This window comes from Pseudomonas sp. Q12-87, from assembly GCF_001269755.1.
GTDB classification, from domain to species: Bacteria; Pseudomonadota; Gammaproteobacteria; order Pseudomonadales; family Pseudomonadaceae; genus Aquipseudomonas; species Aquipseudomonas fluorescens_S.
In genome coordinates, this window is record NZ_LHVI01000024.1 from 1 (window position 1) to 22,511 (window position 22,511).

Below are 22,511 nucleotides of genomic sequence, written 5' to 3' on the forward strand. Positions count from 1 at the left end.
TGGGAGATTCTATGGTGCGGGGCTACCCCTTAAATGCCTTTCGGTAAGTATTCGCTCTGGTTCTTCAGCAGGGCGAATACCACTCGAGCAAGCTTGCGGGCCAGTGCAACTAATGCTTCGGTTGTGCTGAGTCCCCGGGCCCTCAGTGCCTCATAAAAACCCTTCCATGCCGCTGTGCGCCTCGCCGACATCGCGGCGTTATGCATCAATCGACGTGCCTCTGGGTCACCTCGCTTAGACAAGCAGCGGCGTCCCTTCTTTTTCCCTGAATCCGATATACGCAGGTCTAGGCCCAGAAAAGCGATGAAGGCATCGGCATTTCTGAAATCCCCACGCTGAAACGACGTGAGCAAACGGGCACCGCTCAATAGGCCGATACCTTCGACTTTCATGCAACGCTTGAGCTGAGCGCTCAAGCCAGCTGCTTCCAACTGCGTCTGGATTGTTTTCTCGAGCAAGATTTCCAGTCGTTGCATGGCCTTTATCTGGTGCTCAAACGCCGTTTTGAGCAACGGTTCGTTGGACCAACTTTGCTTGAGGCTGACACGCGCCTGAACCAAGGCTGCTCGGCGCCGGAAAAGGCTTATAAGCCGGCAATACAGGGGCGATGGCGGGGTCCATGGGTGCAACTGGTGGCCTTCGTTGTTCAAGTAACGAGCCAACAACCGAGCATCCAGCGCATCGGTTTTAGCGCGAACTTTCACACCTTTGCGGTAATGGCTGAGCTCGTAGCCGCCGATCATGTAGATCACACAACCTTGCGCATAAGCCAGGTCGGCGAATTCCTGGTGATAGATATTGGTGGCTTCGATGGCGACATCCACTGGCGCGGGCAACGCCTTGAGCCACTTCTTGATCGCAGCTTTGGTGTTGGGGATCGCTTCGAGTCGATCTGTTTCTGCGTGATAAATCACCAACTCATCCTTGGCGACATCAACACCCACGATCGGCTTTACGACAGAAACCGGCATTGCCATTGAAAATCCTCCGGGCTAAGGTTTGAACACTTGAAGGGTTCACCCAGAGGCGCAGGCTTGTTCCTATCGTCGGTCTAGGCCAGATGCATTCTTTATCGGCGCTTGGGTGAAAGGAGGAGGGGTGAAATCTCCCACGGTCTGTACTGCGGCTAACAGTCAGAATCGAGCTTTGTCCCTCCTCCTCCCTTCAAGTCCTACCATACAAGCGAGCTTGCTCGCGATATCGGTGGGTCAGTTTGCATTGGTGCTGGATGTTAGTGCTCATTCGCGAGCAAGCCCGCTCCCACAGGGTTTCATTCGCGGCGCAATTCACACCAACGCACACCGATCAAAAAACCGCTCGCGTCCCAGGATCATCAGCGCGGCGCGCTTGTGGGGGAAATCGAATTCCTTCTCACAGTGGAAGCACTGGTTGTGCAAATGCCCGATCATCCGCGCATTGTCGGCCCGGGGCTCGGCCACGACGCGCTGGGTGCGTGGGTCGTCCAGAAACAGGTAGTGCACCAGTGCCGATAGCCAGCTCGCGACCTTGTGCGGTCCGCGGTGCTGCTCTTCGCCCACCAGCATGTGGATGCCGCGATCATAGTTTCCAGCCTGATAGAACGGCGCGATGCGATCTTCCTTCGCCCAATAGGCTTCGAAATAGGCAAACGGCTGGTCATCGAAGCAACCGATCAAGGTCAAGACCCGCGGATCGTCCTGCAGCTTGTCCAGGTATTCGCGATGCTGTTCCAGGCTGCCCTCCTCCTGCCAAAAACTCGCCACCCGTGGATTGTTCTGCCAGCGGTTGAAACGCATCAGGTCCTGCTCGATCTCCACGGTCCGCAAGGACACCCAGGCCCCGAGTCGCGCATCGAAACGCCGGTACACTTCGCCACGTGGTTTCACGGGCCGGCGTGGATGGCGCCGGCCATCGGTGATGGTCATCTGTTGTGGATAACTGCCATTGAACGATTCCCCCAGCCAAGGCTGCGGCAATTGCCAGAACATCGCGCGCTCGCACACGTATTCACCCTTGCGCGCCGTGCCCGTCAGCAAGCCGCTGAGCAAGGCTTCGCCGGGGCGCTCATCGAGATGCCAGGCCAGGCGTTGGCAGTCTGGATCGCGGGCAAGCAGCCAATAGCAGGCCGCCCATAGCGCCGGCCCCATCGGTCGATCATTGATTTCCTGCAAATGCACGTGCAGCTCGGGGCCACGCTCCAGGCGCAGCCGGATCAGCGGCGCGCCTTCAAGCATCAGGCTCAGGTGGCGTTCGGTTTCATCGGCGCCGAGGCGGCGACCGCCGGGCATGGGCAGCGCCGCCGAGTGATTGAGAGAGGACATGAAAGGGACTCGCGTATTCGTCGGTAGTCAACGTGGGACGTGAGCCGGGAGGGGAAATTTAGGCCAGCTTCAATGGGAGTGCGTCGTCACCAGATCGATCTGGTAAGGCTTGAAGATTTTCAGCAACTGGCCATTGTCCCGTAGCGTTTGCAGCAATTGCCCGAACGCATCGCTGGAAATGGGCGCCTGCGGCCGGATCAGCGCGTAATGGTGGTAAAGCTGGTCGATACGTTGGGACACCAGCAACTGCGGGCCGACTTCGGGATTGCGCAGCACGTAGTCGTTGAGATACGAACGGGTCACCAGGGCAATATCTGCTCGCCCCCGCAGCACCATCAACAGATTGCTGTCGTGGGAATAGGTCAGCGTGGCGTTGTATTGACCAACGAGGAACTTGGGGTCGGCGTTGAATTCGGCAAAGGCGTAGTGGTAACCGCTGAACAGCGCCAGGCGCTTGCCCCTCAGGTCCGCGAAGTAGTTTTGCTGGCGATCCGGTTCGCGCTGGGCGACGAAGACCTCCGCATCTTCCAGTCCCATGTCCACTGAGGTATGCGGCACATCCTGCCAGCCCCACTCCGGGTTCTCGAAGATCGCCATGTCCACCCGCCCTTGCTTGAAATCGTTGAAGCGGCGTGGAATCGAAGTGGGGACCAGTACGAACTGGTAGTCGGTCTGCGACTGATTCAGGGCTTCCACCAGTTGCGGCAATAACCCGGTATCGGCGCCATTTTCGGGGCGAACGGTATAGGGCGGAAAGTGTGCGGCGCCGATCCGCACCAGTTGCGCCGCCTCGACTGGCAGCGTCAACAAGATGGCAAGAGCAGCCAGCAGCACACGCGAGGTGATCCCCATCGGCAAAAACGTCAAGATAACCACTCCCCAAAGTACCCATCGATACAGTCAAGCTAGGCGGTTTCAGCCGCTTAGCCAGCTTTACGGCCAGATTAAAAGCGCCGCGTGATTATTATTTTTCTTCAAGCACCAGGATCAGGGCCTGTTCGGCCAGCTCGTCGAGGCTCAGGCTGCCTTCGACGCGAAACCACGTGGTGGTCCAGGACAACGCGCCGGTGAGAAAACGCCGGGTGATGAATACGTCCCCTCGAATATACCCGGCCTCCTTGGCCTGGCCCAATACTTCAAGCCACAAGTCTTCATAAATATCGCGCAGGGCCAGCACTTGCCGTTGCCCTTGCTCGGATAATGAGCGCCACTCATAGACCAGCACCGCCATCGCCTCGCCGCTTCCGCCCATGATCGACTGCAATTCGCACCGAATCAGCGCCAGCACCCGCTCACGAACACTGCCCGCCTCGGCCAGGGCAGCGCGCATCAATGCGGTGTTGTAGCGGATGGTTTCTTCCATCACCGCCCGCAGGATCTCGTCCTTGCTCTTGAAGTGGTGAAAAATGCTGCCCGACTGAATGCCCACCGCGCTCGCCAGGTCGCGTACCGTGGTGCGTTCGAAGCCTTTGTTGCGAAACAGGTGGGCGGCGGTCTGGAGCAATTTGCCCCGCGCACTGTCCGGGTCGGTCAGTTGCCCGTTATCGACCAGTTCACGCATGACACCCAGGGCTTTTTGCTCGTCCACCCAATCTCTCCTACAGTCGATGATCAACGCGCGGACACTCCCACCCCACCAAGGTGGCGCGGGCAATTTAAGCCCAGCGGGACAACCTAGCAAGCGCTCGGTAACGGAACCTGCGCCCATTTACAGACCAAGCGCTTGCTTGGTAGGCTCGATTCACCTGTGCAGGAGGGAGTCCCATGCCAGAAACGATCCGTATCGGTTGCGCCAGCGCCTTCTGGGGCGATACCTGTACCGCTGCGGCGCAGTTGGTCGAGCAAGGGGCGCTGGATTACCTGGTGTTCGATTACCTGGCCGAAGTGACGATGTCGATCATGGCCGCCAAGCGCATGAAGGATCCGCTGGCCGGTTATGCCACAGACTTTATCGAAGTCCTTTCACCGTTGTTGCAGCATTTGCATGAGCGCAGGATTCGCGTCATCGCCAACGCCGGCGGGGTCAATCCCCAGGCCTGCGCCGCCGCCCTGCAAGCGGCGTGTGACCAGGCCGGCGTGCCGCTGAAGATCGCCGTGCTGTTGGGCGATGACCTGCAACCGCAACGGGCGCGGCTCGCCGACCAGGATATCCGCGAGATGTCCGACGGCGCCTCTCTGCCGCCGACGTGCTTATCCATCAACGCTTACCTCGGCGCACCCGGCATTGTCGAGGCGCTGGGACAGGGAGCCGACGTAGTGATCACCGGTCGGGTGGTGGACAGCGCCGTGGTCAGCGCCGCCCTGGTGCATGAATTCGGTTGGGCCTGGCACGATTACGACAAGCTGGCCCAGGCCGCGCTGGCCGGGCATCTGATCGAATGCGGCGCCCAATGCACCGGCGGCAATTTCACCGATTGGCAGGACGTGCCGGATTACGAGCGCATCGGGTTTCCCATCGTCGAAGTCAGCGCCGACGGTCAGTTCATCGTCACCAAGGCCGAAGGCACCGGCGGCCTGGTCACGCCGCTGACGGTCGGCGAGCAATTGCTTTACGAAATCGGCGACCCGCAAGGCTACCTGCTGCCGGACGTGATCTGTGATTTCAGCCAGGTCAGGTTGATCCAGCAAGGCAAGCACGCCGTGCGCGTGCAGGGTGCCAAAGGCCTACCGCCAACCGATCAATACAAGGTTTGCGCCACCTGGCCGGACGGTTTTCGCTGCACGGCCACGTGCCTGATTGCCGGCATCGATGCAGTGGCCAAGGCCGAAAGGGTCAGCCAGGCGATCATTGCCAAGACGTCTGAATTGTTTCTGCAGCGCGGCTGGGCGCCCTATAGCGAAGTGAACGTCGAGCTGCTGGGCAGCGAAGCCACCTATGGCCAGCATGGCCAGCGCCGAGACAGCCGGGAGGTGGTGATCAAGTTGGCGGTACGGCACCCGGACAAGCAAGCGCTGGACTTGTTTGCCAGGGAGATTGCCCAGGCCGCCACCGGCATGGCGCCGGGGCTGACGGGCATGGTCGGTGGCCGGCCGACGGTGTCGCCATTGATCCGCCTGTTCTCGTTTCTGATCGACAAAGCCGCCTGCCAGCTCGAAATCGAGTTCGCCGGCCAGCGTCTCCCCTGTCCCCTGCCCGTCCTCGAACCGCTGGAAACCAGCGATTTGCCGGTGACCCCGGACCTGCCCAAACCCCAGGGCCGCGCCGACGCCAGCGTGCCGCTGATCAAGCTGGCGGTGGCGCGCTCGGGGGACAAAGGCAACCACAGCAACATCGGCGTGATCGCCCGCGAGCCTGAATACCTGCCGTGGATCGCCGAGGCGCTGACGCCGGAAGTCATCGTCGACTGGATGAGCCACGTGATCGATCCGCTGCTGGGCCGTGTCGAGCGCTGGTATTTGCCGGGCACCCACAGTTTGAATTTCCTCCTGGAGAACGCCCTCGGTGGCGGCGGTGTCGCCAGCCTGCGCATCGACCCGCAAGGCAAGGCGTTCGCCCAGCAGTTGCTGGAGATCCAGATACCGGTGCCGCAACACATTGCCGATCAAGTCAACTGAGGGAGTTTGCTCCCTGGCCAAGGGCTCGACTCAAGCACGAGGGAAATTCATGCCAGTCATCGAATCGCAGCTTGACCCGCACAGCGCCGAGTTCGCCCGCAATCACGCGGCGATGCTGGCCGGCGTGAAGCAACTGCGCCAGCTCGAACAGGCCGTGCTGGAGAAAGCCGCCCAGGCCCAGGCCAAGTTCGACCGGCGCGGCCAACTGCTGCCGCGCCAGCGCCTGAACCTGCTGTTGGACCCAGGCGCGCCGTTTCTCGAACTGGCGAGCCTGGCCGGCTACAAGCTCCATGATGATAAAGACGGCAGCCAGGCCGGCGGCGGGCTGATTGCGGGGATCGGCTACGTCTGCGCGGTGCGGGTGCTGGTGGTGGTCAACAACAGCGCAATCAAGGGCGGGACCATTTCTCCCAGCGGTCTGCACAAGACCCTGCGCCTGCAACAGATCGCGATGGAAAACAGACTGCCGGTCATCACGCTCGCCGAAAGCGGCGGTGCCAATCTCAATTATGCCGCGCAGATTTTCGTCGAAGGCGCGCGCAGCTTTGCCAACCAGGCGCGGATGTCGGCCATGGGCTTGCCCCAGATCACCGTGGTGCATGGTTCGGCCACGGCGGGCGGCGCGTATCAGCCGGGGCTTTCTGACTATGTCGTGGTGGTGCGCGACAAGGCGCGGCTGTTCCTGGCCGGGCCGCCGCTGCTCAAGGCCGCCACCGGCGAGGTCGCCAACGAGGAAGAGCTGGGCGGTGCACAGATGCATGCGCAGGTAGCGGGCACCGCCGAATACCTGGCCGAAAACGATGCCGACGGCGTGCGCCTGGCCCGGGAAATCCTCAGCGCGCTGCCCTGGAACGCGCAGCTGCCAGCACAGCCCGAACGGAGTTGGATGGAGCCGCTGTACCCGCCCGAAGAATTGCTGGGATTGATTCCCGACGATCCGAAAAAGCCCTACGACGTGCGGGAAATAGTCGCCCGCATCGCCGACGCCTCGAATTTCCTCGAGTTCAAAAGCGAATTCGACACCCAGACGATTTGCGGCCACTTGCACATTCGCGGCCATGCCTGCGGCCTGATCGGCAACAACGGACCGATCACGCCCAAGGGCGCAAGCAAAGCCGCGCAGTTTATCCAGCTGTGCGACCAGAGCCGCACACCGTTGCTGTTCCTGCACAACACCACCGGATTCATGGTCGGCACCGAGTCGGAGCGACAAGGGGTGATCAAGCACGGCGCCAAGATGATCCAGGCCGTGGCCAATGCCCGGGTGCCCAAATTGACCGTGGTAGTAGGCGGTTCCTATGGCGCCGGCAATTACGCCATGTGCGGCCGTGGGCTGGACCCACGCTTTATCTTCGCCTGGCCCAACAGCCACACCGCGGTGATGGGCGGCGCCCAAGCCGGAAAGGTGCTGCGCATTGTCACCGAGGCCACGCAACTCAAGAACGGCACGCCTCCCGATCCGAAGATGCTCGATCTGCTCGAACAATCCACCGCTCAGACACTCGACAGCCAATCCACCGCCCTCTATGGCAGCGCCAATCTATGGGACGACGGGCTCATCGACCCCCGGGACACCCGCACGCTGCTCGGCTACCTGCTGGACATCTGCCACGAAGCCGAGCTCCGGCCGCTGCAAGCCAACAGCTTCGGCGTGGCCCGTTTCTGACCGCATGAAGGAATGCTGAGCGCCACCCCAGGAGAACAATAAAAATGATTTTCACCCAGGAACATGAAGCATTGCGGCGTACCGTTTGCCAGTTCGTCGAGCACGACATCAACCCCTACGTCGACGAGTGGGAAAAGGCTGGGCGCTTTCCCATCCACGAGGTGTTCCGCAAGGCCGGCGAACTCGGCCTGCTGGGCATTTCCAAGCCGCAAGCGTTCGGCGGCATGGGCCTGGACTACAGCTATTCGATCGTCGCCGCCGAGGCGTTCGGCACCATCCATTGCGGCGGCGTACCGATGTCCATCGGCGTTCAGACCGACATGTGCACACCGGCCTTGGCGCGGTTCGGCTCCGATGAACTGCGCGAAGCATTCCTGCGCCCGGCCATCCGCGGCGAACAGGTGGGGTGCATCGGTGTCTCGGAGGTCGGTGCCGGCTCCGACGTCGCCGGGCTCAAGACCACCGCACGCAAGGATGGCGACGACTACATCATCAACGGCAGCAAAATGTGGATCACCAACGCCCCGAGCGCCGACTTCATTTGCCTGCTGGCCAACACCTCCGACGACAAGCCTCACGTCAACAAATCGCTGATCATCGTGCCGATGCGCAGCCCCGGCGTCAGCCTCGGCCCGCACCTGGACAAACTCGGCATGCGCAGTTCGGAAACGGCCCAGGTGTTTTTCGATGATGTTCGCGTGCCGCAACGCAACCGCATCGGTCAGGAAGGCGCCGGATTCATGATGCAGATGCTGCAATTCCAGGAGGAACGACTGTTCGGCGCGGCGAATATGATCAGGGGCCTGGAGCATTGCATCGACAGCACCATCGAGTATTGCAAGGAGCGCAAGACCTTCGGCACGGCCCTGATCGATAACCAAGTCATCCACTTTCGCCTGGCGGAACTGGCCAGCGAGATCGAGAGCCTGCGGGCGCTGGTCTATCAGGCCACCGAGCAATACATCGGCGGCCAGGACGTTACGCGGCTGGCGTCGATGGCCAAGCTCAAGGCCGGGCGGCTGGCCCGGGAAGTCACCGACAGTTGCCTGCAATATTGGGGCGGCATGGGTTTCATGTGGGATAACCCGGTGGCCCGGGCCTATCGTGACGTACGCCTGGTGTCCATCGGCGCCGGAGCGGACGAGATCATGCTGGGCATCATCTGCAAGTTCATGGGCACTTTGCCGGGGAAGAACAAGTGAATGGCTGGCCACCGATGTTGTGAGGTTCAGAGAAGCTTCGCGAGCAAGCCCGCTCCCACAGGAGTGCTGTGTTTTATGTGGATCTGCTGTTCGCTGAAGATCAACTGTGGGAGCGGGCTTGCTCGCGAAGGCGCCCGCCCAGATACCGCAAAAAAACCAGGAATGAAGCCATGCCCGCCTTCAGCAAAATCCTCATTGCCAACCGCGGCGAAATCGCCTGCCGGATCCAGCGCACCGCCCAGTCACAGGGCTACCGCACGGTCGCGGTGTACAGCGAGGCCGACGCCGACGCGCTGCATGTGCGCATGGCCGACGAAGCGCTGCTGATCGGCCCGGCCCCGGTGCAACAGTCCTACCTCAACCCGTCGGCCATTCTCGCCGCGGCCCGGCGCAGCGGTGCCGATGCGATCCATCCCGGCTACGGTTTTCTCTCGGAAAATGCCGGCTTCGCCCGGGCCTGCGAAGAGGCCGGTATCGTCTTTATCGGCCCCAGCGCCGACGCCATCGAGCTGATGGGCAGCAAACGACGTTCGAAAATCGCCCTGCTCGCCGCCGGCGTCCCGTGTATCGCCGGCTATCAAGGCGCCGCCCAGGACGACGACACGCTGTGCCGGGAAGCCGGGCGCATCGGCTTCCCGCTGATGATCAAGGCCAGTGCCGGTGGCGGCGGGCGAGGCATGCGCCTGGTCGAGCGCGCCGAGGACCTGCCGGAACAATTGCACAGCGCGCGCTCCGAAGCCCTGCATGGCTTCGGCAATGACGAGTTGATCCTTGAACAGGCCCTGATCGACCCGCGACACGTGGAAGTGCAGATTTTTGGCGACCAGCACGGTCATCTGATTCACCTGGGGGAACGGGACTGTTCGATCCAGCGGCGCCATCAGAAAATCATCGAAGAAGCGCCCTGCCCGGTCATGACCGCCGAGCTGCGCCAGGCCATGGGCGAAGCGGCGCTCAAGGCGGGGCGCGCAGTCAATTATGTCGGTGCCGGGACCGTGGAGTTTTTGCTCGCGGCGCACGGCCGTTTTTATTTCCTGGAGATGAATACCCGCCTGCAAGTCGAACATCCGGTCACCGAGTTGATCACCGGCCTGGACTTGGTGGCTTGGCAACTGGACGTCGCCGCAGGCTTGCCGCTGCCTCTGACCCAGGACCAGGTACAACTGCGCGGCCATGCGATGGAAGTACGGCTTTATGCAGAGGACCCGGCGGCGAATTTCGTGCCTCAGACCGGCCGTCTGATCGGCTGGACGCCGCCCTCCAGGGAGGGCCTGCGCATCGATCATGGCCTGTTGGAAGGCCAGCTCATCACCCCATTCTACGACCCGATGCTCGGCAAACTCATCGCTCACGGGGCCTCTCGGGAGGAAGCTCGACGCAGGTTGTTGCGGGCGGTGCAAGACTGCCTGCTGCTCGGCGTGCAGAGCAATTTGCGATTGCTCGCCGGCTTGCTGGCCCATCCGCAGTTCATCGATGGCGACTTCGGCACCGGTTTCATCGGGCAGCATTTCGCCGGGCTCCCCGAGGGGCAAGAGCCAGAGCCCTCAACCGAACAGCTCGCGATTGCCACGGCGGTGTTTTATCAAGCCTCCCAGGCGCGGCATGCACCCGATCTGGCTGGATGGAGCAACAATGCCGGCACGGCGCGCCACTACCGGATTGGCGCGGGAGAGCGCGACTGGACGCTAACCCTCGCCGCTGCAACAGATGGAACGTTGAGCATCCACGTTGCCGAGCATTTGATCGAGCTGAAGCTGCTTGAGGTCGATCGATGTGGCGCCACGCTGATGATCAATGGCATTCGCCAACACCATGCCTGGCGCCTCGAGGGCACTGAGCTGTGGCTGTCCACTCGCCCCGGCGGCCTGCACTTTCAGGACCGGACCCTCGCTGCCGTCGTGCCCAGGGCCAGCCTGCAAGACGGTACGCTGAAGGCGCCCATGGACGGCGCCATTGTCGAGGTGCTGGTCAGCGAAGGCTGCGCGGTACGCCAGGGCCAACTGTTGGTGGTGCTCGAAGCGATGAAAATGGAGCATCCGCTCAAGGCGAGCGTCGACGGCATAATCAGACAATTGCGGGTCAAACCGGGCGAACAAGTGAAGAGCCGCCAGGTTTTGTTGGTCGTGGAAACGGGTGACTAGGCGGATGCGCCGGGTTTGACTACGCTCAAACCTATCGACACGCCGATACCGGGAACCTTGCAATGCCTCACTGGCTGGTGATTGATCTGGAGGCCACCACCGATGAAGGTGGCTGGCCGGTAACCGAAATGGAAATTATTGAAATCGGCGCCACGTTGGTGAATCGTGACGGTCGCGAAGTGGACCACTTCCAGCGCTTCGTGCGGCCCTTGAGACGGCCGCTGCTCACACCTTTCTGCCGCGAGCTGACCCACATCACCCAAGCCAGCATCGACAGCGCCGCGCCTTTGACCGAGGTCTGGCCGGCGTTCGAGCGTTGGCTGGCGCCCTACCACGCGAACCTGGAGGGCTGGGTGAGCTGGGGCGACTACGATCGCAAGCAATTGCTCCAGGAATGGCAGCATCAACAGTTGCACAGCGTTCTCGTCCAGCTCCCGCACATGAACCTCAAGCAGCGCTTCGCCAAAGCGCGCCGACTGGAACGGCCAACGGGGCTCAACGGCGCGTTGCAACTGGCTGGCCTGCAATTCAACGGTCAACAACACCGCGCGCTGGAAGATGCGCGCAATACGGCACGGTTGTTACCCCTGGTGCTGCCCGGTTGAGCGCCGGGCACGCGTCGGTGCGGCAGATGACGAACGCTGAAGGCTTGTGCATACTGGCCGGCCTTTTTCAGCCCCTTTTTCGAGGAATCGCCCATGTTTAAAGTCAACGAGTACTTCGACGGCACCGTCAAGTCGATCGCTTTCGGCACTGCCGAAGGCCCCGCGACCATCGGCGTCATGGCTCCGGGCGAATACGAATTCGGCACGGCCCAGCGTGAAATCATGCACGTCGTCTCCGGTGCCCTGACCGTAAAACTGCCCGACAGCACCGACTGGGAAACCTTTGCTGCCGGCAGCCAGTTCAATGTACCGGCCAACAGCAAGTTCCAGCTCAAAGTGGCCGTCGACACTGCCTATCTGTGTGAATATCGCGGCTGAGTCTGCACCTCGATAAAAAAAATGCCCGTGTCCAACGACACGGGCATTTTTTTATCAAGCACAGTGCTTATTCGAGCACTTCGACCGCCATGCCGACTTCCAGCCGACCGTTGCTGTCGTTGACCAGGTTCTGGCCGAACATCGCCCCGTCCGGTGTCGAACGGTAGTGCTGCAACGTGGCGAAGGGTTCGCGATTCGGATCGCGTTCGCCGGTTTGAGGATCGACCGTGGTCATGATGCAGCGCGAGCATGGCTTGACCAGCCGGAACTCCACCTCGCCGATGCGAATGCGCTTCCAGCCGTCTTCGGCGAACGCCTCGCTGCCCTCGATTACCAGGTTGGGCCGAAAGCGCAGCATTTCCAGCGGGCGACCGACCCGATTCGACAGGTCGTGCAAAGAAGCCTGGCCAATCAGCAGCAAAGGGAAGCCGTCCGCGAAAGCGACCTTGTCGTCGTCCTTGCCATACCCGACTGCGGTGGTGCGCGCCAATTCCACCGGCACATGCACCAGCCGAGTCGGATTGCCGATGAATTCGCTGACCCAGGCCGCCGCCTCATCACCGGCATCCGGCACACGCAAGGTGTCGCGCCAAATGATCACGCCGCGCAGTTGCTCCTCGAGGCTGGGAGGCAGCGGCACGTCAAGGGTGCCGTGGCCCGGCGCGCTGAGCGTCAACCCGCCCGCCTCGTTCCACAAGGCTGAGAGCTGGCTCATTTTCGCCACGGCGCGCTGGGTCAGGAAACGACCGGTGCCTTCATCCACCAGCATCCAGCGCCGGTCACCGTCCAGCCCCAGCTTGTCCAGGCCAATCCCTTGCAGGGACTGGCCCTTGCCGGACTTCAACGGATACCGATACAGCGCGCTCAACCGCAACATGGTCAACTTCCCTGGAGGCGAAAAAACGCCACCTTATACGAGCCCGCCATCGAAGCAAACCAACATCGGTTTCAGTCGAGCATCAGCCGTTGGCGAACCACGTCGACCAGCTTGTCCGGCTGGAATTTGGAGAGGAAGTTGTCGCAACCGACCTTCTTGACCATCGAATCGTTGAAGCTGCCGGACAGAGAGGTGTGCAGCACCACGTAGAGCCCGCGCAGACGCGGATCGTTGCGGATTTCGGTGGTCAGGCGGTAGCCGTCCATTTCCGGCATTTCCGCGTCGGTGAAGATCATCAGCAATTTGTCAGTCATGACCTCGCCGGTATCGGCCCAGGCCTTGAGCATGTTCAGGGCTTTCAGGCCATCGCTGGCGATGTGCATTTTCACGCCCAACTGACCCAAGGTGTCGCGCAGTTGCGAGAGCGCGACGTTGGAATCGTCCACCAGCAGCACTTCGCGACCGCGGGCGCGCTCCAGCACCGGGTCTTCGAGTTTGTCCCGCGAGACCTTGGCGTTGTACGGCACGATTTCGGCAAGGACTTTCTCCACGTCGATGATTTCCACCAACTGATCGTCCACTTTGCTGATCGCCGTCAGGTAATGCTCGCGGCCAGCGCTGGTCGGCGGTGGCAGGATGGCTTCCCAGTTCATGTTGACGATACGGTCGACGCCGCCCACCAGGAACGCCTGGACCGAGCGGTTGTATTCAGTGACGATGATGGTGCTGTTGGGGCCCGGCACCAGCGGACGCATGCCGATGGCCTGGGACAAGTCAATCACCGGCAACGTCTGGCCCCGCAGATTGACCACGCCGCAGACGAACGGGTGGCGCTGGGGCATCAGCGTCAACTTGGGCAGTTGCAACACTTCCTGGACCTTGAACACGTTGATGGCAAACAATTGCCGACCCGCCAGGCGGAACATGAGAATTTCCAGGCGATTCTCACCCACCAATTGGGTTCGTTGATCTACTGTGTCGAGAATGCCGGCCATCGATGACTCCTGGGCTTGTTCGGATGAATCCAATAAACGAGATATCGGCCACGTCAGCCGAATCTTGACCCGCATAAAATAAGCACGGGAAGCATTGATGTCACATTAACATCATGCTTTACTGGCTTCCTGCTTTCACCCGCTGTTTTCTTCGCTGCGCGACTCCGGTTTGCGCACAAAGTTCCGCTGCCTAAGGGATTCCCCTAGGCACAATCAGGTCCAACCTGATATTCCCGCTATGCAATAGCCATTAATGTGACGCCATTCTCATTGCTGAACGGAGTCAGGCTTTTGTGCGCGACCACGGGACATCGGACCTACTGTCTTTCGGCCGATCTTGCCAGTGCATTAATCAGCGAGTTCGCCTTCGCTGAATCGCACGCACGTGCCGCCGTGTATCCGCCTGTTGCAGACCTTGAGACCCAGCCGTTCTCCGTACGCGGTTTTCTTTCGCCTGACATGATGTTGTGGAGATAAGCATGCCGAACGACCGTAGGAACTGGAACCAGCGCCTGCCCGAATTGCTGATCGAGGCCGAAACGCTTCTGGCCAAATCGGAGGAATGCCTGAGTCATTTGCAATTGATCAATAATGACAAGGATGCCATCGACTGCATGCTCAGCACCTTGTTGAAACTGGCAAACAAAACCAACACCCTGGCGCTGGAAGCCGTTTCGGAATTCTCGTTGCATATCCATGGCCTGCTTACTCATGCGCAGAACCACATGGAGCTGCACGACCAGGCCCTGGATGCGCTGAAGGATTGCTTCACGCTGATGGCCTGGCAACTGGAACTGGTCGATCAAACCACTGGCCAACTCGGCCTGGACAGCAGCGAACAGGTGTCTTTGATCGAAGCGTTTGCCTTCCAGATCGGCCAGAGCCCCAGCCAAGTACTGGCAGCGTCACGTCCGCTGGGACTGGTAGCGTACCCCCAGAAACAGGCCTGATGCCGATGTTGCAAAACCCGGCGCGTCGAGCCTGCCCTGCTTGTCTTCACCCTGGCATACCGAGCGCGACCAACGATATATGAAGTGATACTATCTCCCGCGTCACTCGCTTCGAGACAGCGCCAAAGCGCCGCCAACCGAAGCCGCGTTCGACCTTAAACGTTTACCCGACCCGGCCTGTCAGATGCGCTGACGGGCCTGCCCGCAGCGAACATTCATTGGCTCCATCCGCTATGCACGCCAGCCTCAAGTCTTTCCTCACCTGGCCTCCCTCCCGAGAAAATGCCCGTCGTTTCACATTGCTGTTGTGCATCTGCTCGGCAGTCGGCTGCCTGCTGAGTTACTTGTTCGCACATACGGTGCCATTGAGCCTGCTGGTCGTGAATGTCGCAGCCATGACCTGTGTCTGGATCCACCACCGTTTGTCGCGCAAGTCCATCAAGTTCCAGCCCCAGGAACTGGCCGACCGGCTGCTGGAAGTCCAGGAAAACGAGCGCCATCGCCTCAGCCGGGAATTGCACGACGACATTGGCCAATTGCTGACGGCGGCGAAACTGCAAAGCGAATGGCTCAAGCGCCGGATGCCCGAGGAGTTGCAGGGCCAATGCACGATTCTTTGCCAGACCCTGGATGAAACCCTCGACAAGGTCCGCGACGTCTCGGCAATCCTCAACCCCAGGCAACTGGCCAGCTTGGGCCTTGAAGCCAGCCTGCGGGCGCACCTGCTAAAAACCCTGGCCAACGCCCCGGTGAACTGGAGCCTCGATTGCCAGCAGCGCATGACGGGCATTCCTGAGCAAATATCGATGGCGGTCTTCCGAATTACCCAGGAAGCGGTCACCAACATTTTGCGCCATGCCCAGGCGACAAACCTGCTGGTGTGCCTGCAACGCCAACCCGATGGCCTGACCCTGCTGATCAGCGACGATGGCCAGGGGTTCGTCCCGGCCAGCCATCCTGCCCGCGAAGGTCAACGCGGCATGGCCGGCATGTCCGAGCGCGTCGAACAGCTGGGCGGCACCCTCAAGGTCGTCAGCGAAACCGGCAAGGGCACCCACATCGAAGCACGCTTCCCCTGGGCCCCTCGTTCCCTGGAACGAGCCAGCAAGAATAAGGTTCTCCATTGATTTGTAATTTGCTTCTGGTCGACGACCATTCCCTGATCAGGGCCGGCGTCCGCGCCCTCGTCATGGATATCCCCGGCTATGCCGTCATCGGCGAAGCCAATGACGGCACGCAATTGGTGGAGATAGTGGAACGGCTCGCACCCGATATCGTGCTGCTGGACATTTCCATGAAGGACACCAGCGGCCTGGATGCCTTGCAGCAACTCAAGCGCGTGCGTCCCCACAGCAAAGTATTGATCCTGTCCATGCACACGGATCCCGCGTTGATCATGCAGGCGCTGGAGTACGGAGCCCATGGCTACCTGCTCAAGGACACCACCCCCAACGAGCTGAAACACGCCCTGGAAGCGCTGCGCAACAACGAACGCTACCTGAGCCCCGCCATCGCCCACACTGTGATCAACCAAGCCCTGACCCGCGTTCAGAAACATCAGCCCGATCCTTCCCAGACCCATAATCTGACGGCGCGCCAACTGGAGATCCTGCGGCTGATCGTGCGCGGCAAGTCCACCCGGGAAATCGCCAACGGCCTGAGCCTGAGCATCAAGACCGTGGAAACCCACCGGGCACAAATCATGAAGCGCTTGCAGATCCATGATGTGGCCGGCCTCGTGCTGTTCGCCGTGCGCGAACAGATCATCAGCCTGGACGATTGAGCGCCGCCGAGTTCCCCAACAGAGGCGAACCGGCTGGCAGGTGCACACGCAAAGCCTTCGGGCGTACCGTGAAACGCAAGGTGTCGACCTGCAACGGCTCGCCATCCAGATTGATGTCCAGGCCTTGCGCGACCTTGATTTCTATCCAGGGCAAGCGGGCCCGGACAAACATATTGTCGATGCCCAGCCCGCCCGCCAGCAGATCCTTCAACGTACTGACCACTTCCTGGGGCGCCGGCAAAATGCTGACGTCGAGCAGCCCATCATCGGCTACCGCTTCCGGGCACAGTACATGGCCGCCCCCCGCTTGCTGGCCATTGCCAATGCCCAGCGCCAGCAAATCGCCCTGCCAGTGAAAACCCGGGCCCTGCAGTTCGCCATAGGCGGCGCTCAGCTCGCTGAACCGTGACAAACCGGTGAACAGGTAGGCGGCGCCTCCCAAGACTTTTTTCAGGTCTTCCGACGTGTTCGCGGTCACTTGGCTGCCGAAGCCACCCGTGGCCATGTTCAGGAAGATCCGACCGCCAACTTCGCCCACGTCGATGGGCTGCGGCGCGACGTCCAGCAAATCCAGGGCCTGTTCCGGTTCCAGCGGGACGCCGGCCGCCCGGGCAAAATCATTGGCAGTGCCCAGCGGCAGCAGGACGAGGCTGGCGCCACCGGACTGCTGGACAATCGCTTCGGCGATATCACGCAAGGTCCCGTCGCCGCCGCCGGCGATCAGATGCGTATGACCGGCATCGAGGGCCTCGTTAACGCATCGCTGGGCGTCACCGGCTTCCCAGGTCAACCGTACCGCCAGGTCCCAACCCTGCTTGCGCTTGAGCATTACCGCTGCGCGAACCTCTTCGTTGAGCGCTTGCTTGCCATGCAAAATCAACAGCGCCTTGCCTTTGCTCATGCGTTTTCTCCGTCATTGGAAGGTTCAGGAAATGGGACCGCTCGATGCGCCGAAAAAGCCCGAAGCATTCGATCTAAATAAAAAATAGTCACGCCGGCCACCGAAGAAACCTACGGAACCGCTCATTCGATCGGGATTTCTGCATTCGAAGAGTTTTCTTACAAGATCTGGCGAATCAGCTCAATTGACCCTCCGTCGGTATTGAGACACCTTGGCATTCTGTTTTGCCGGACCGGTAAAAATCTAACCAGCACAAGGAAGTACTCACCCATGGATGGATACATCGCGCCCCGCTGGGGCCGGATCAGTGGTTCGAACAATCATGGCCAAGGGGATGAACCGTCCCATGCGTAACCATGAATACAAGCTCTCTCCCCCGCAAATCCCGTCCTTGGGAAACAAGCGGGCCGATACTCGAAACGAATGCAGTTGCAGTAGTCCCATTGGAGGAATCGATTTGGAACCGCGCGTCGTTGAACTGGAAACCCACCTTAAATACATCCGTAAAGACATGGATGAAATTCGTACCGACGTGAAGATAATCCGTCACAGGCTGGCCTATTCGGCCGGCGCGGCGGCGGTGGTACTCGGCCTGCTGGGGTGGGTTGCGAACAACCGTTTCGATCAGTTGGTGATGCTGCTCACGCGATAAGCGTGGCGAGGGAACAGGCCCGGGCATCCAGCTCGGGCCATGAACATCTGCCAACGTGCTAGCCCAGGAGCTCGCTCAAGGGAATGAAGCCTACTTCATCGCCCTCCATCAGCGTCCGCTCTTCGAGTACTTCGACCAAGCCGTCGGCCCAGGCCGCGCTGCGCAGCACACCGGAGCTTTGATTGCGGTAGATGATCGCTCGACCGTTTTCCATACGGCCTCGCAGGTATTCCCGCCGACTGCCCGCCTTCGGCCAGGCGAAACCGGCCGGCACCTTGAACGTGAGCGGCGCCACCGACTGAACGCCCTGACGTCTCAGCAGGTAAGGCCTTGCCAGCAGCGCGAAGGTCACCAGGGTCGAAGCCGGGTTTCCAGGCAGGCCTATCACCGGCACGCCTCGGTAATGCCCGAACGTCAGCGGCTTGCCAGGCTTGATAGCGAGTTTCCACAGCGCCAGCTCACCGTCCTCGCGCAGGGCTATGCCGAGAAAGTCCGCCTCTCCCACCGATACCCCGCCAGTGGACAGGATCAGGTCGACCTCCGACAGTTGCGCCAGGCGTGCGCGGGTAGCCGGCAAATCGTCAGGCAGGATGCCCGCATCAACCACCTCGCAGCCCATGCCTTGCAGCCAGCCACACAGCACCACGCGGTTGCTGTTGTAGATCTGGCCGGGGCCCAGTGCCTGCCCGGGCTCGACCAGCTCATCACCGGTGGACAGGACCGCGACACGGACCTTGCGCACCACCTCCACCGATGCACAACCCAGGGATGCCGCCAGCCCCAGCTCGATCGGCCCCAGGCGCGTACCGGCAGCGAGAACTTGCTCACCCACGGTCGTTTCCTGTCCTTGCGGACGAATGTTTTGCCCACTGCGCATCGGCTCGGTAAACCTTACCCGCTCGTCGCTATCGACCACGGCGTTTTCCTGCATCTCGACACAGTCGGCGCCGTCTGGAACCGGGGCCCCAGTGAAGATCCGCGCACAGGTACCGAGGGCCAGCGGCTCCGGGGCCTGTCCGGCGAAAATCCGCTGACTGACCGCCAACGGCTCGCCCTTCCAGTCTGCCAGTCGCAAGGCATAACCGTCCATGGCACTGTTGGGCCAGGGGGGCAGGTCCAGGGTCGATACCAGATCCTCGGCAAGCACCCGCCCCTGTGCCAAGGCCAACGGCAAGCGCTCGCGCTGCAGGATCGGCGTGGCGTTCGCCATCTCCAGCAATCGCTCCAACGCAACCTCGACGGCCATCAAGGCGCCCGCCTTGCCCGGTTTACCCACGGGATTCACAAGGTGCAGCCTGTTTCAAATGAGCCACGAAATTACAGGGACGGTGGCGCACGTCCAACTGCTCGGCCAGGATCCCGTCCCACCCGGTACGCACCGCGTTGGTCGACCCTGGCAGGCAGCACACCAGCGTGCCATTGGCCAGGCCCGCCAGCGCCCGGGACTGCACGGTGGAAGTACCGATGTCTGCCACCGAAATCTGCCGGAACAGTTCGCCAAAGCCATCCACCTGCTTGTCCAGCAGGCACGTGACGGCTTCCGGCGTGCTGTCACGCCCGGTGAAACCGGTGCCACCGGTGATCAGCACCACTTGCACGACGTCCTCGGCAATCCAGGTCGCGACTTGCGCCCGGATCTTGTACAAATCATCCTTGAGCAGGACCCGCTCTGCCAGGTTGTGGCCGGCCGCCGTGAGCCGATCGACGAAGACCTGCCCCGAGGTGTCGGTTTCCAGCGTACGGGTATCACTGACTGTCAGCACCGCGATATTGAGCGGCACGAAAGGTACATCAGCCTTGGCTTTCATAGGCTCTTCCAGTTGTAGGGAAAACAGCCTGGTGTTATATCACAGCGCTTCATTTTTTCGCCCCTGCGGAGACACGCCATGAGCCCGAACACACCCCTGTCGCCCTGCTCCATCCTGCTCCTGGCGGGCGGGCGCGGGCAACGCATGGGCGGCCAGGACAAAGGCCTGGTGGAGTGGCAAGGCGAACCGCTGATCGCGCATTTGCATCGCAAGACCCGGGCCATGAGCGATGACTTGATTATTTCCTGCAACCGTAACCGGGAACGCTACGCGTTGTACGCCGATCAGTTGGTGCATGACGATGAGGGAGATTTTCCCGGGCCATTGGCAGGCATTCGGGCGGGCCTGAAGACTGCCCGGCATCCGTATCTGCTGGTGCTGCCGTGCGATGTACCGCAAATCGACGCAAGCCTGCTCGACAGCATGCGCATAACGGCCAGCCAACACCCGTATACACCGCTGATGGTGCGACAAGGCGAGCATTGGGAGCCTCTGCTGTGCGTCATTCCTGTAACCCTGGCCGCGACCTTCGAACAGGCTTGGAACGAAGGCGAACGCAGCCCCGGCCGTATCATGCGCACCCTTCGTGCCGTTGCGCTGCAATGCCCTGCCGACGATCCGCGGCTGGCAAATCTGAATACGCCGCAATTGCTGGCGCAGCATAAAGGCGTGTCAGATTGACACTAGCCAGGAACTTGCGCGCGTTGTATACGTCTGAAGGTCAGTAACTTGAAGAATCCATTTCGGAGAAACACCATGACTCAACGGACCCTCGCCACTTTCATGCTCGCTCTGGGCCTCGCCACTCTCGCCGGGTGCGCATCGCCTACAGTGATTACCTTGAATGACGGTCGCGAAATCCAGGCCGTCGACACCCCCAAGTACGACGAAGAAAGCGGCTTCTACGAATTCGAACAGCTGGATGGCAAGCAGACCCGCGTGAACAAGGATCAGGTTCGTACTGTTAAGGATTTGTAATTTGTAACGCTGCTGCCCCGATGTAGCTAAAAAAAACGGTGCTTCCTGAAGAGGAAAGCACCGTTTTTTTTGGCTTCGTTTTGGGCAACTACCACTGCAACACAATACTGCTCTCGAACACGCGCTCTTCACCCGAAACCGGATCGACAAAACGCAACCCCTGAGCCAGCAGTTTCAATGGGTTGGCATAGTCATCCTCAACGTCCCGAAGCACATCAGGATAAAACGGATCATTGCAGATCCCAGCCCCAAGGGCGCTCATGTGAACCCGCAACTGATGCTTCTTGCCCGTGACGGGGTACAAGCCATAACGCCACAGCCCACCGTTGCGTTCCAGCACTTCGATGGCCGTTTCGGTATTGGGCTCGCCCGGCCCTTCCTGCATTCGGAAGAACGGTTCACCATCGATCATCCGGCTTCTATGCACCCGGGGGAAGGTCAACCCAGGCAACGCTCGGGCAATGGCCTGGTAGCGCTTTTCGATCTGCCGTGTCGGGAACAGCGATTGATACGCCGAACGGGTGTGGGGGTTGGCCGAAAACAACACCAGCCCGGCGGTATGCCGGTCGATACGATGCAAAGGCACCAGATGAGGATTGTCCAGCCGACGGATCAGGCGTCGCAGCAAGGTTTGCTCGACATATTCGCCCGCCGGCGTGACCGGCAGGAAATGTGGTTTGTCCGCCACCACCAGATGCTCGTCCGCGTACAGGATCGACTCCACCACCGGGATTGGCTTCTCGTCGGGCACTTCACGGAAATAATGAATGCGCAGGCCTTCACGGTAAGGCAAGTCGGCGCGAATGGCCCTGCCCTCTCCGTCCAAAACCCGGCCCCGGGCGATCCGGTCCAGCCATTGCTCGCGGCTGATGGCGCTGAAATGTTCGCACAGGCACTCCAGCACCGTCGGCCATGAGCCGGGCGGCAAATACAAAGTGCTGGCCTGATGGTGAGCGGCGGAAAACGATGAACCTGACATTGAAGACTCTTGACGTTTTTTGCAGGACGGCATTATCCGCCAGTCACGCAAGCCCGCCCAGCGCTATTGCTTCATGCCGGGAGTGAAGCAGGCTTTGCCGCCGCCTCGGTGAATTCCTTCAGCCAGCGCAGCACGTCCACCGCCTCCCAGCGACCCGGATCGTACAACGCGTACAACAAGCCCTGGTAACCCACCACGTCCAGCTGCTTGTGATAGCCGGCACGCTGGAACAGTGCCTCGATCTCGGCGAAACAGGTATTGAAATGCAGTTTATTGAAGGGCGTCTTGCCTTCGGTAACCAATCCATCCAGGCGCAATTCCAGGACCGCCTCGTGCACAACGTCCGCGGACATCCTGTTTACGCTGCTTTTTAGTTGTTCGACATTGACCAAGGGGGCACACTCCGGATAGCTGTATGGGCATACAGTAACCGAAACACCCGGTTATCGCCAATCGTCGTATCAGGAACCGACGGACGCACGCTCAACGCAGGAAATTGGCGATCTGTTCGGTCTCGAAGGGCCACTCCAGCTCGGCCCCGGTATCCAGCCTGCGCAGCACCGGGATACGCAACGCATAATCGTCCACCCAGGCTTCGTTTTCTGAAATGTCCACCAGTTCCACCAGTAAGTGTTCTTCAACAACGAAAGGCATCAGCATGGCTTCGGCGACTTCGCAGAGATGACAACCCAGGGTGCCGAACAACTGGCATTCAGGAAGCATGGCAGGTAGACCCAAAAA

At 60.8% G+C, this 22,511-nt stretch carries 24 protein-coding genes; 12 read left to right on the top strand and 12 right to left on the bottom strand.

Annotated elements, in window-relative coordinates:
* Window positions 1-29: 29 nt before the first annotated feature.
* The 4 genes from AD663_RS18340 to AD663_RS18355 all read right to left on the bottom strand — a co-directional run bounded on the left by AD663_RS18340 (window position 30) and on the right by AD663_RS18355 (window position 3,888).
* Window positions 30-977 carry an IS110 family transposase gene (locus tag AD663_RS18340; RefSeq protein WP_003178485.1) on the bottom strand — a complete coding sequence of 316 codons (948 nt, stop codon included), beginning with the start codon at window positions 975-977 and terminating at the stop codon, window positions 30-32.
* Between the two features lie 309 nt (window positions 978-1,286).
* Complete coding sequence (locus AD663_RS18345) at window positions 1,287-2,300, bottom strand: GNAT family N-acetyltransferase (RefSeq protein ID WP_053214304.1); 1,014 nt, start codon at window positions 2,298-2,300, stop codon at window positions 1,287-1,289.
* A gap of 69 nt (window positions 2,301-2,369) precedes the next feature.
* Window positions 2,370-3,152, bottom strand: a complete 783-nt coding sequence (locus AD663_RS18350) for an ABC transporter substrate-binding protein (RefSeq protein ID WP_053214305.1) — start codon at window positions 3,150-3,152, stop codon at window positions 2,370-2,372.
* Window positions 3,153-3,264: 112 nt separating this feature from the next.
* Window positions 3,265-3,888, bottom strand: coding sequence for a TetR/AcrR family transcriptional regulator (locus AD663_RS18355; protein WP_003183653.1), 624 nt, complete (start codon window positions 3,886-3,888; stop codon window positions 3,265-3,267).
* A gap of 176 nt (window positions 3,889-4,064) precedes the next feature.
* Between AD663_RS18355 and AD663_RS18360 the strand changes: the two genes are divergently transcribed.
* The 6 genes from AD663_RS18360 to AD663_RS18385 all read left to right on the top strand — a co-directional run bounded on the left by AD663_RS18360 (window position 4,065) and on the right by AD663_RS18385 (window position 11,847).
* The gene (locus tag AD663_RS18360; protein WP_053214306.1) at window positions 4,065-5,855 is read left to right on the top strand and encodes an acyclic terpene utilization AtuA family protein; all 1,791 of its coding nucleotides are present in this window, start codon (window positions 4,065-4,067) and stop codon (window positions 5,853-5,855) included.
* 49 nt (window positions 5,856-5,904) lie between these two features.
* Window positions 5,905-7,521, top strand: coding sequence for a geranyl-CoA carboxylase subunit beta (atuC, locus tag AD663_RS18365; RefSeq protein WP_053214307.1), 1,617 nt, complete (start codon window positions 5,905-5,907; stop codon window positions 7,519-7,521).
* A gap of 44 nt (window positions 7,522-7,565) precedes the next feature.
* Window positions 7,566-8,723, top strand: coding sequence for a citronellyl-CoA dehydrogenase (atuD, locus tag AD663_RS18370; protein ID WP_053214308.1), 1,158 nt, complete (start codon window positions 7,566-7,568; stop codon window positions 8,721-8,723).
* A gap of 170 nt (window positions 8,724-8,893) precedes the next feature.
* On the top strand, window positions 8,894-10,864 hold the full coding sequence (locus AD663_RS18375; protein WP_003183661.1) for an acetyl/propionyl/methylcrotonyl-CoA carboxylase subunit alpha: 1,971 nt from the start codon (window positions 8,894-8,896) through the stop codon (window positions 10,862-10,864).
* A gap of 62 nt (window positions 10,865-10,926) precedes the next feature.
* Window positions 10,927-11,469 carry an exonuclease domain-containing protein gene (locus AD663_RS18380; RefSeq protein WP_003183663.1) on the top strand — a complete coding sequence of 181 codons (543 nt, stop codon included), beginning with the start codon at window positions 10,927-10,929 and terminating at the stop codon, window positions 11,467-11,469.
* 93 nt (window positions 11,470-11,562) lie between these two features.
* Window positions 11,563-11,847, top strand: coding sequence for a pyrimidine/purine nucleoside phosphorylase (locus AD663_RS18385; RefSeq protein ID WP_003183665.1), 285 nt, complete (start codon window positions 11,563-11,565; stop codon window positions 11,845-11,847).
* A gap of 67 nt (window positions 11,848-11,914) precedes the next feature.
* On the opposite strand, the gene AD663_RS18390 is transcribed toward AD663_RS18385, so the two are convergent.
* Both AD663_RS18390 and AD663_RS18395 read right to left on the bottom strand, forming a co-directional pair.
* Entirely contained in the window at window positions 11,915-12,724 is an 810-nt protein-coding gene (locus AD663_RS18390) for an MOSC domain-containing protein (protein ID WP_003183666.1), read from the bottom strand.
* 71 nt (window positions 12,725-12,795) lie between these two features.
* Window positions 12,796-13,719 carry a chemotaxis protein CheV gene (locus AD663_RS18395; protein ID WP_003183670.1) on the bottom strand — a complete coding sequence of 308 codons (924 nt, stop codon included), beginning with the start codon at window positions 13,717-13,719 and terminating at the stop codon, window positions 12,796-12,798.
* A gap of 479 nt (window positions 13,720-14,198) precedes the next feature.
* Between AD663_RS18395 and AD663_RS18400 the strand changes: the two genes are divergently transcribed.
* From AD663_RS18400 to AD663_RS18410, 3 genes are all read left to right on the top strand, one after another.
* On the top strand, window positions 14,199-14,669 hold the full coding sequence (locus AD663_RS18400; RefSeq protein ID WP_003183673.1) for a hypothetical protein: 471 nt from the start codon (window positions 14,199-14,201) through the stop codon (window positions 14,667-14,669).
* Between the two features lie 233 nt (window positions 14,670-14,902).
* Complete coding sequence (locus tag AD663_RS18405; RefSeq protein ID WP_003183675.1) at window positions 14,903-15,796, top strand: sensor histidine kinase; 894 nt, start codon at window positions 14,903-14,905, stop codon at window positions 15,794-15,796.
* Window positions 15,793-16,452 carry a response regulator transcription factor gene (locus AD663_RS18410; protein ID WP_003183677.1) on the top strand — a complete coding sequence of 220 codons (660 nt, stop codon included), beginning with the start codon at window positions 15,793-15,795 and terminating at the stop codon, window positions 16,450-16,452. The genes AD663_RS18405 and AD663_RS18410 overlap by 4 nt, the downstream gene beginning before the upstream one ends.
* Here the strand turns inward: AD663_RS18410 and yegS are convergent.
* A complete protein-coding gene (gene yegS / locus AD663_RS18415; RefSeq protein ID WP_053214309.1) occupies window positions 16,436-17,353 on the bottom strand; it encodes a lipid kinase YegS in 918 nt (305 codons plus the stop codon). The two genes, AD663_RS18410 and yegS, sit on opposite strands and share 17 nt — an antisense overlap.
* A gap of 346 nt (window positions 17,354-17,699) precedes the next feature.
* Here yegS and AD663_RS29385 point away from each other — a divergent pair, with 346 nt between their 5' ends.
* The gene (locus AD663_RS29385) at window positions 17,700-18,005 is read left to right on the top strand and encodes a hypothetical protein (protein WP_256217228.1); all 306 of its coding nucleotides are present in this window, start codon (window positions 17,700-17,702) and stop codon (window positions 18,003-18,005) included.
* A 58-nt stretch (window positions 18,006-18,063) separates the two neighbouring features.
* On the opposite strand, the gene glp is transcribed toward AD663_RS29385, so the two are convergent.
* Both glp and moaB read right to left on the bottom strand, forming a co-directional pair.
* Entirely contained in the window at window positions 18,064-19,251 is a 1,188-nt protein-coding gene (glp, locus tag AD663_RS18425; protein WP_172680615.1) for a gephyrin-like molybdotransferase Glp, read from the bottom strand.
* Between the two features lie 22 nt (window positions 19,252-19,273).
* The gene (gene moaB, locus AD663_RS18430; RefSeq protein WP_003183685.1) at window positions 19,274-19,813 is read right to left on the bottom strand and encodes a molybdenum cofactor biosynthesis protein B; all 540 of its coding nucleotides are present in this window, start codon (window positions 19,811-19,813) and stop codon (window positions 19,274-19,276) included.
* 78 nt (window positions 19,814-19,891) lie between these two features.
* Here moaB and mobA point away from each other — a divergent pair, with 78 nt between their 5' ends.
* Window positions 19,892-20,494, top strand: a complete 603-nt coding sequence (gene mobA, locus AD663_RS18435) for a molybdenum cofactor guanylyltransferase MobA (RefSeq protein ID WP_003183687.1) — start codon at window positions 19,892-19,894, stop codon at window positions 20,492-20,494.
* 75 nt (window positions 20,495-20,569) lie between these two features.
* A complete protein-coding gene (locus AD663_RS18440; RefSeq protein ID WP_003183689.1) occupies window positions 20,570-20,791 on the top strand; it encodes a YgdI/YgdR family lipoprotein in 222 nt (73 codons plus the stop codon).
* 88 nt (window positions 20,792-20,879) lie between these two features.
* Here AD663_RS18440 and AD663_RS18445 read toward each other — a convergent pair whose 3' ends face one another.
* The 3 genes from AD663_RS18445 to AD663_RS18455 form a co-directional block, all read right to left on the bottom strand.
* Window positions 20,880-21,770 carry a pseudouridine synthase gene (locus AD663_RS18445; protein ID WP_003183691.1) on the bottom strand — a complete coding sequence of 297 codons (891 nt, stop codon included), beginning with the start codon at window positions 21,768-21,770 and terminating at the stop codon, window positions 20,880-20,882.
* Between the two features lie 71 nt (window positions 21,771-21,841).
* On the bottom strand, window positions 21,842-22,162 hold the full coding sequence (locus AD663_RS18450) for a hypothetical protein (RefSeq protein WP_033046175.1): 321 nt from the start codon (window positions 22,160-22,162) through the stop codon (window positions 21,842-21,844).
* A gap of 91 nt (window positions 22,163-22,253) precedes the next feature.
* A complete protein-coding gene (locus AD663_RS18455; protein WP_003183694.1) occupies window positions 22,254-22,493 on the bottom strand; it encodes a glutaredoxin family protein in 240 nt (79 codons plus the stop codon).
* Window positions 22,494-22,511: the final 18 nt, after the last annotated feature.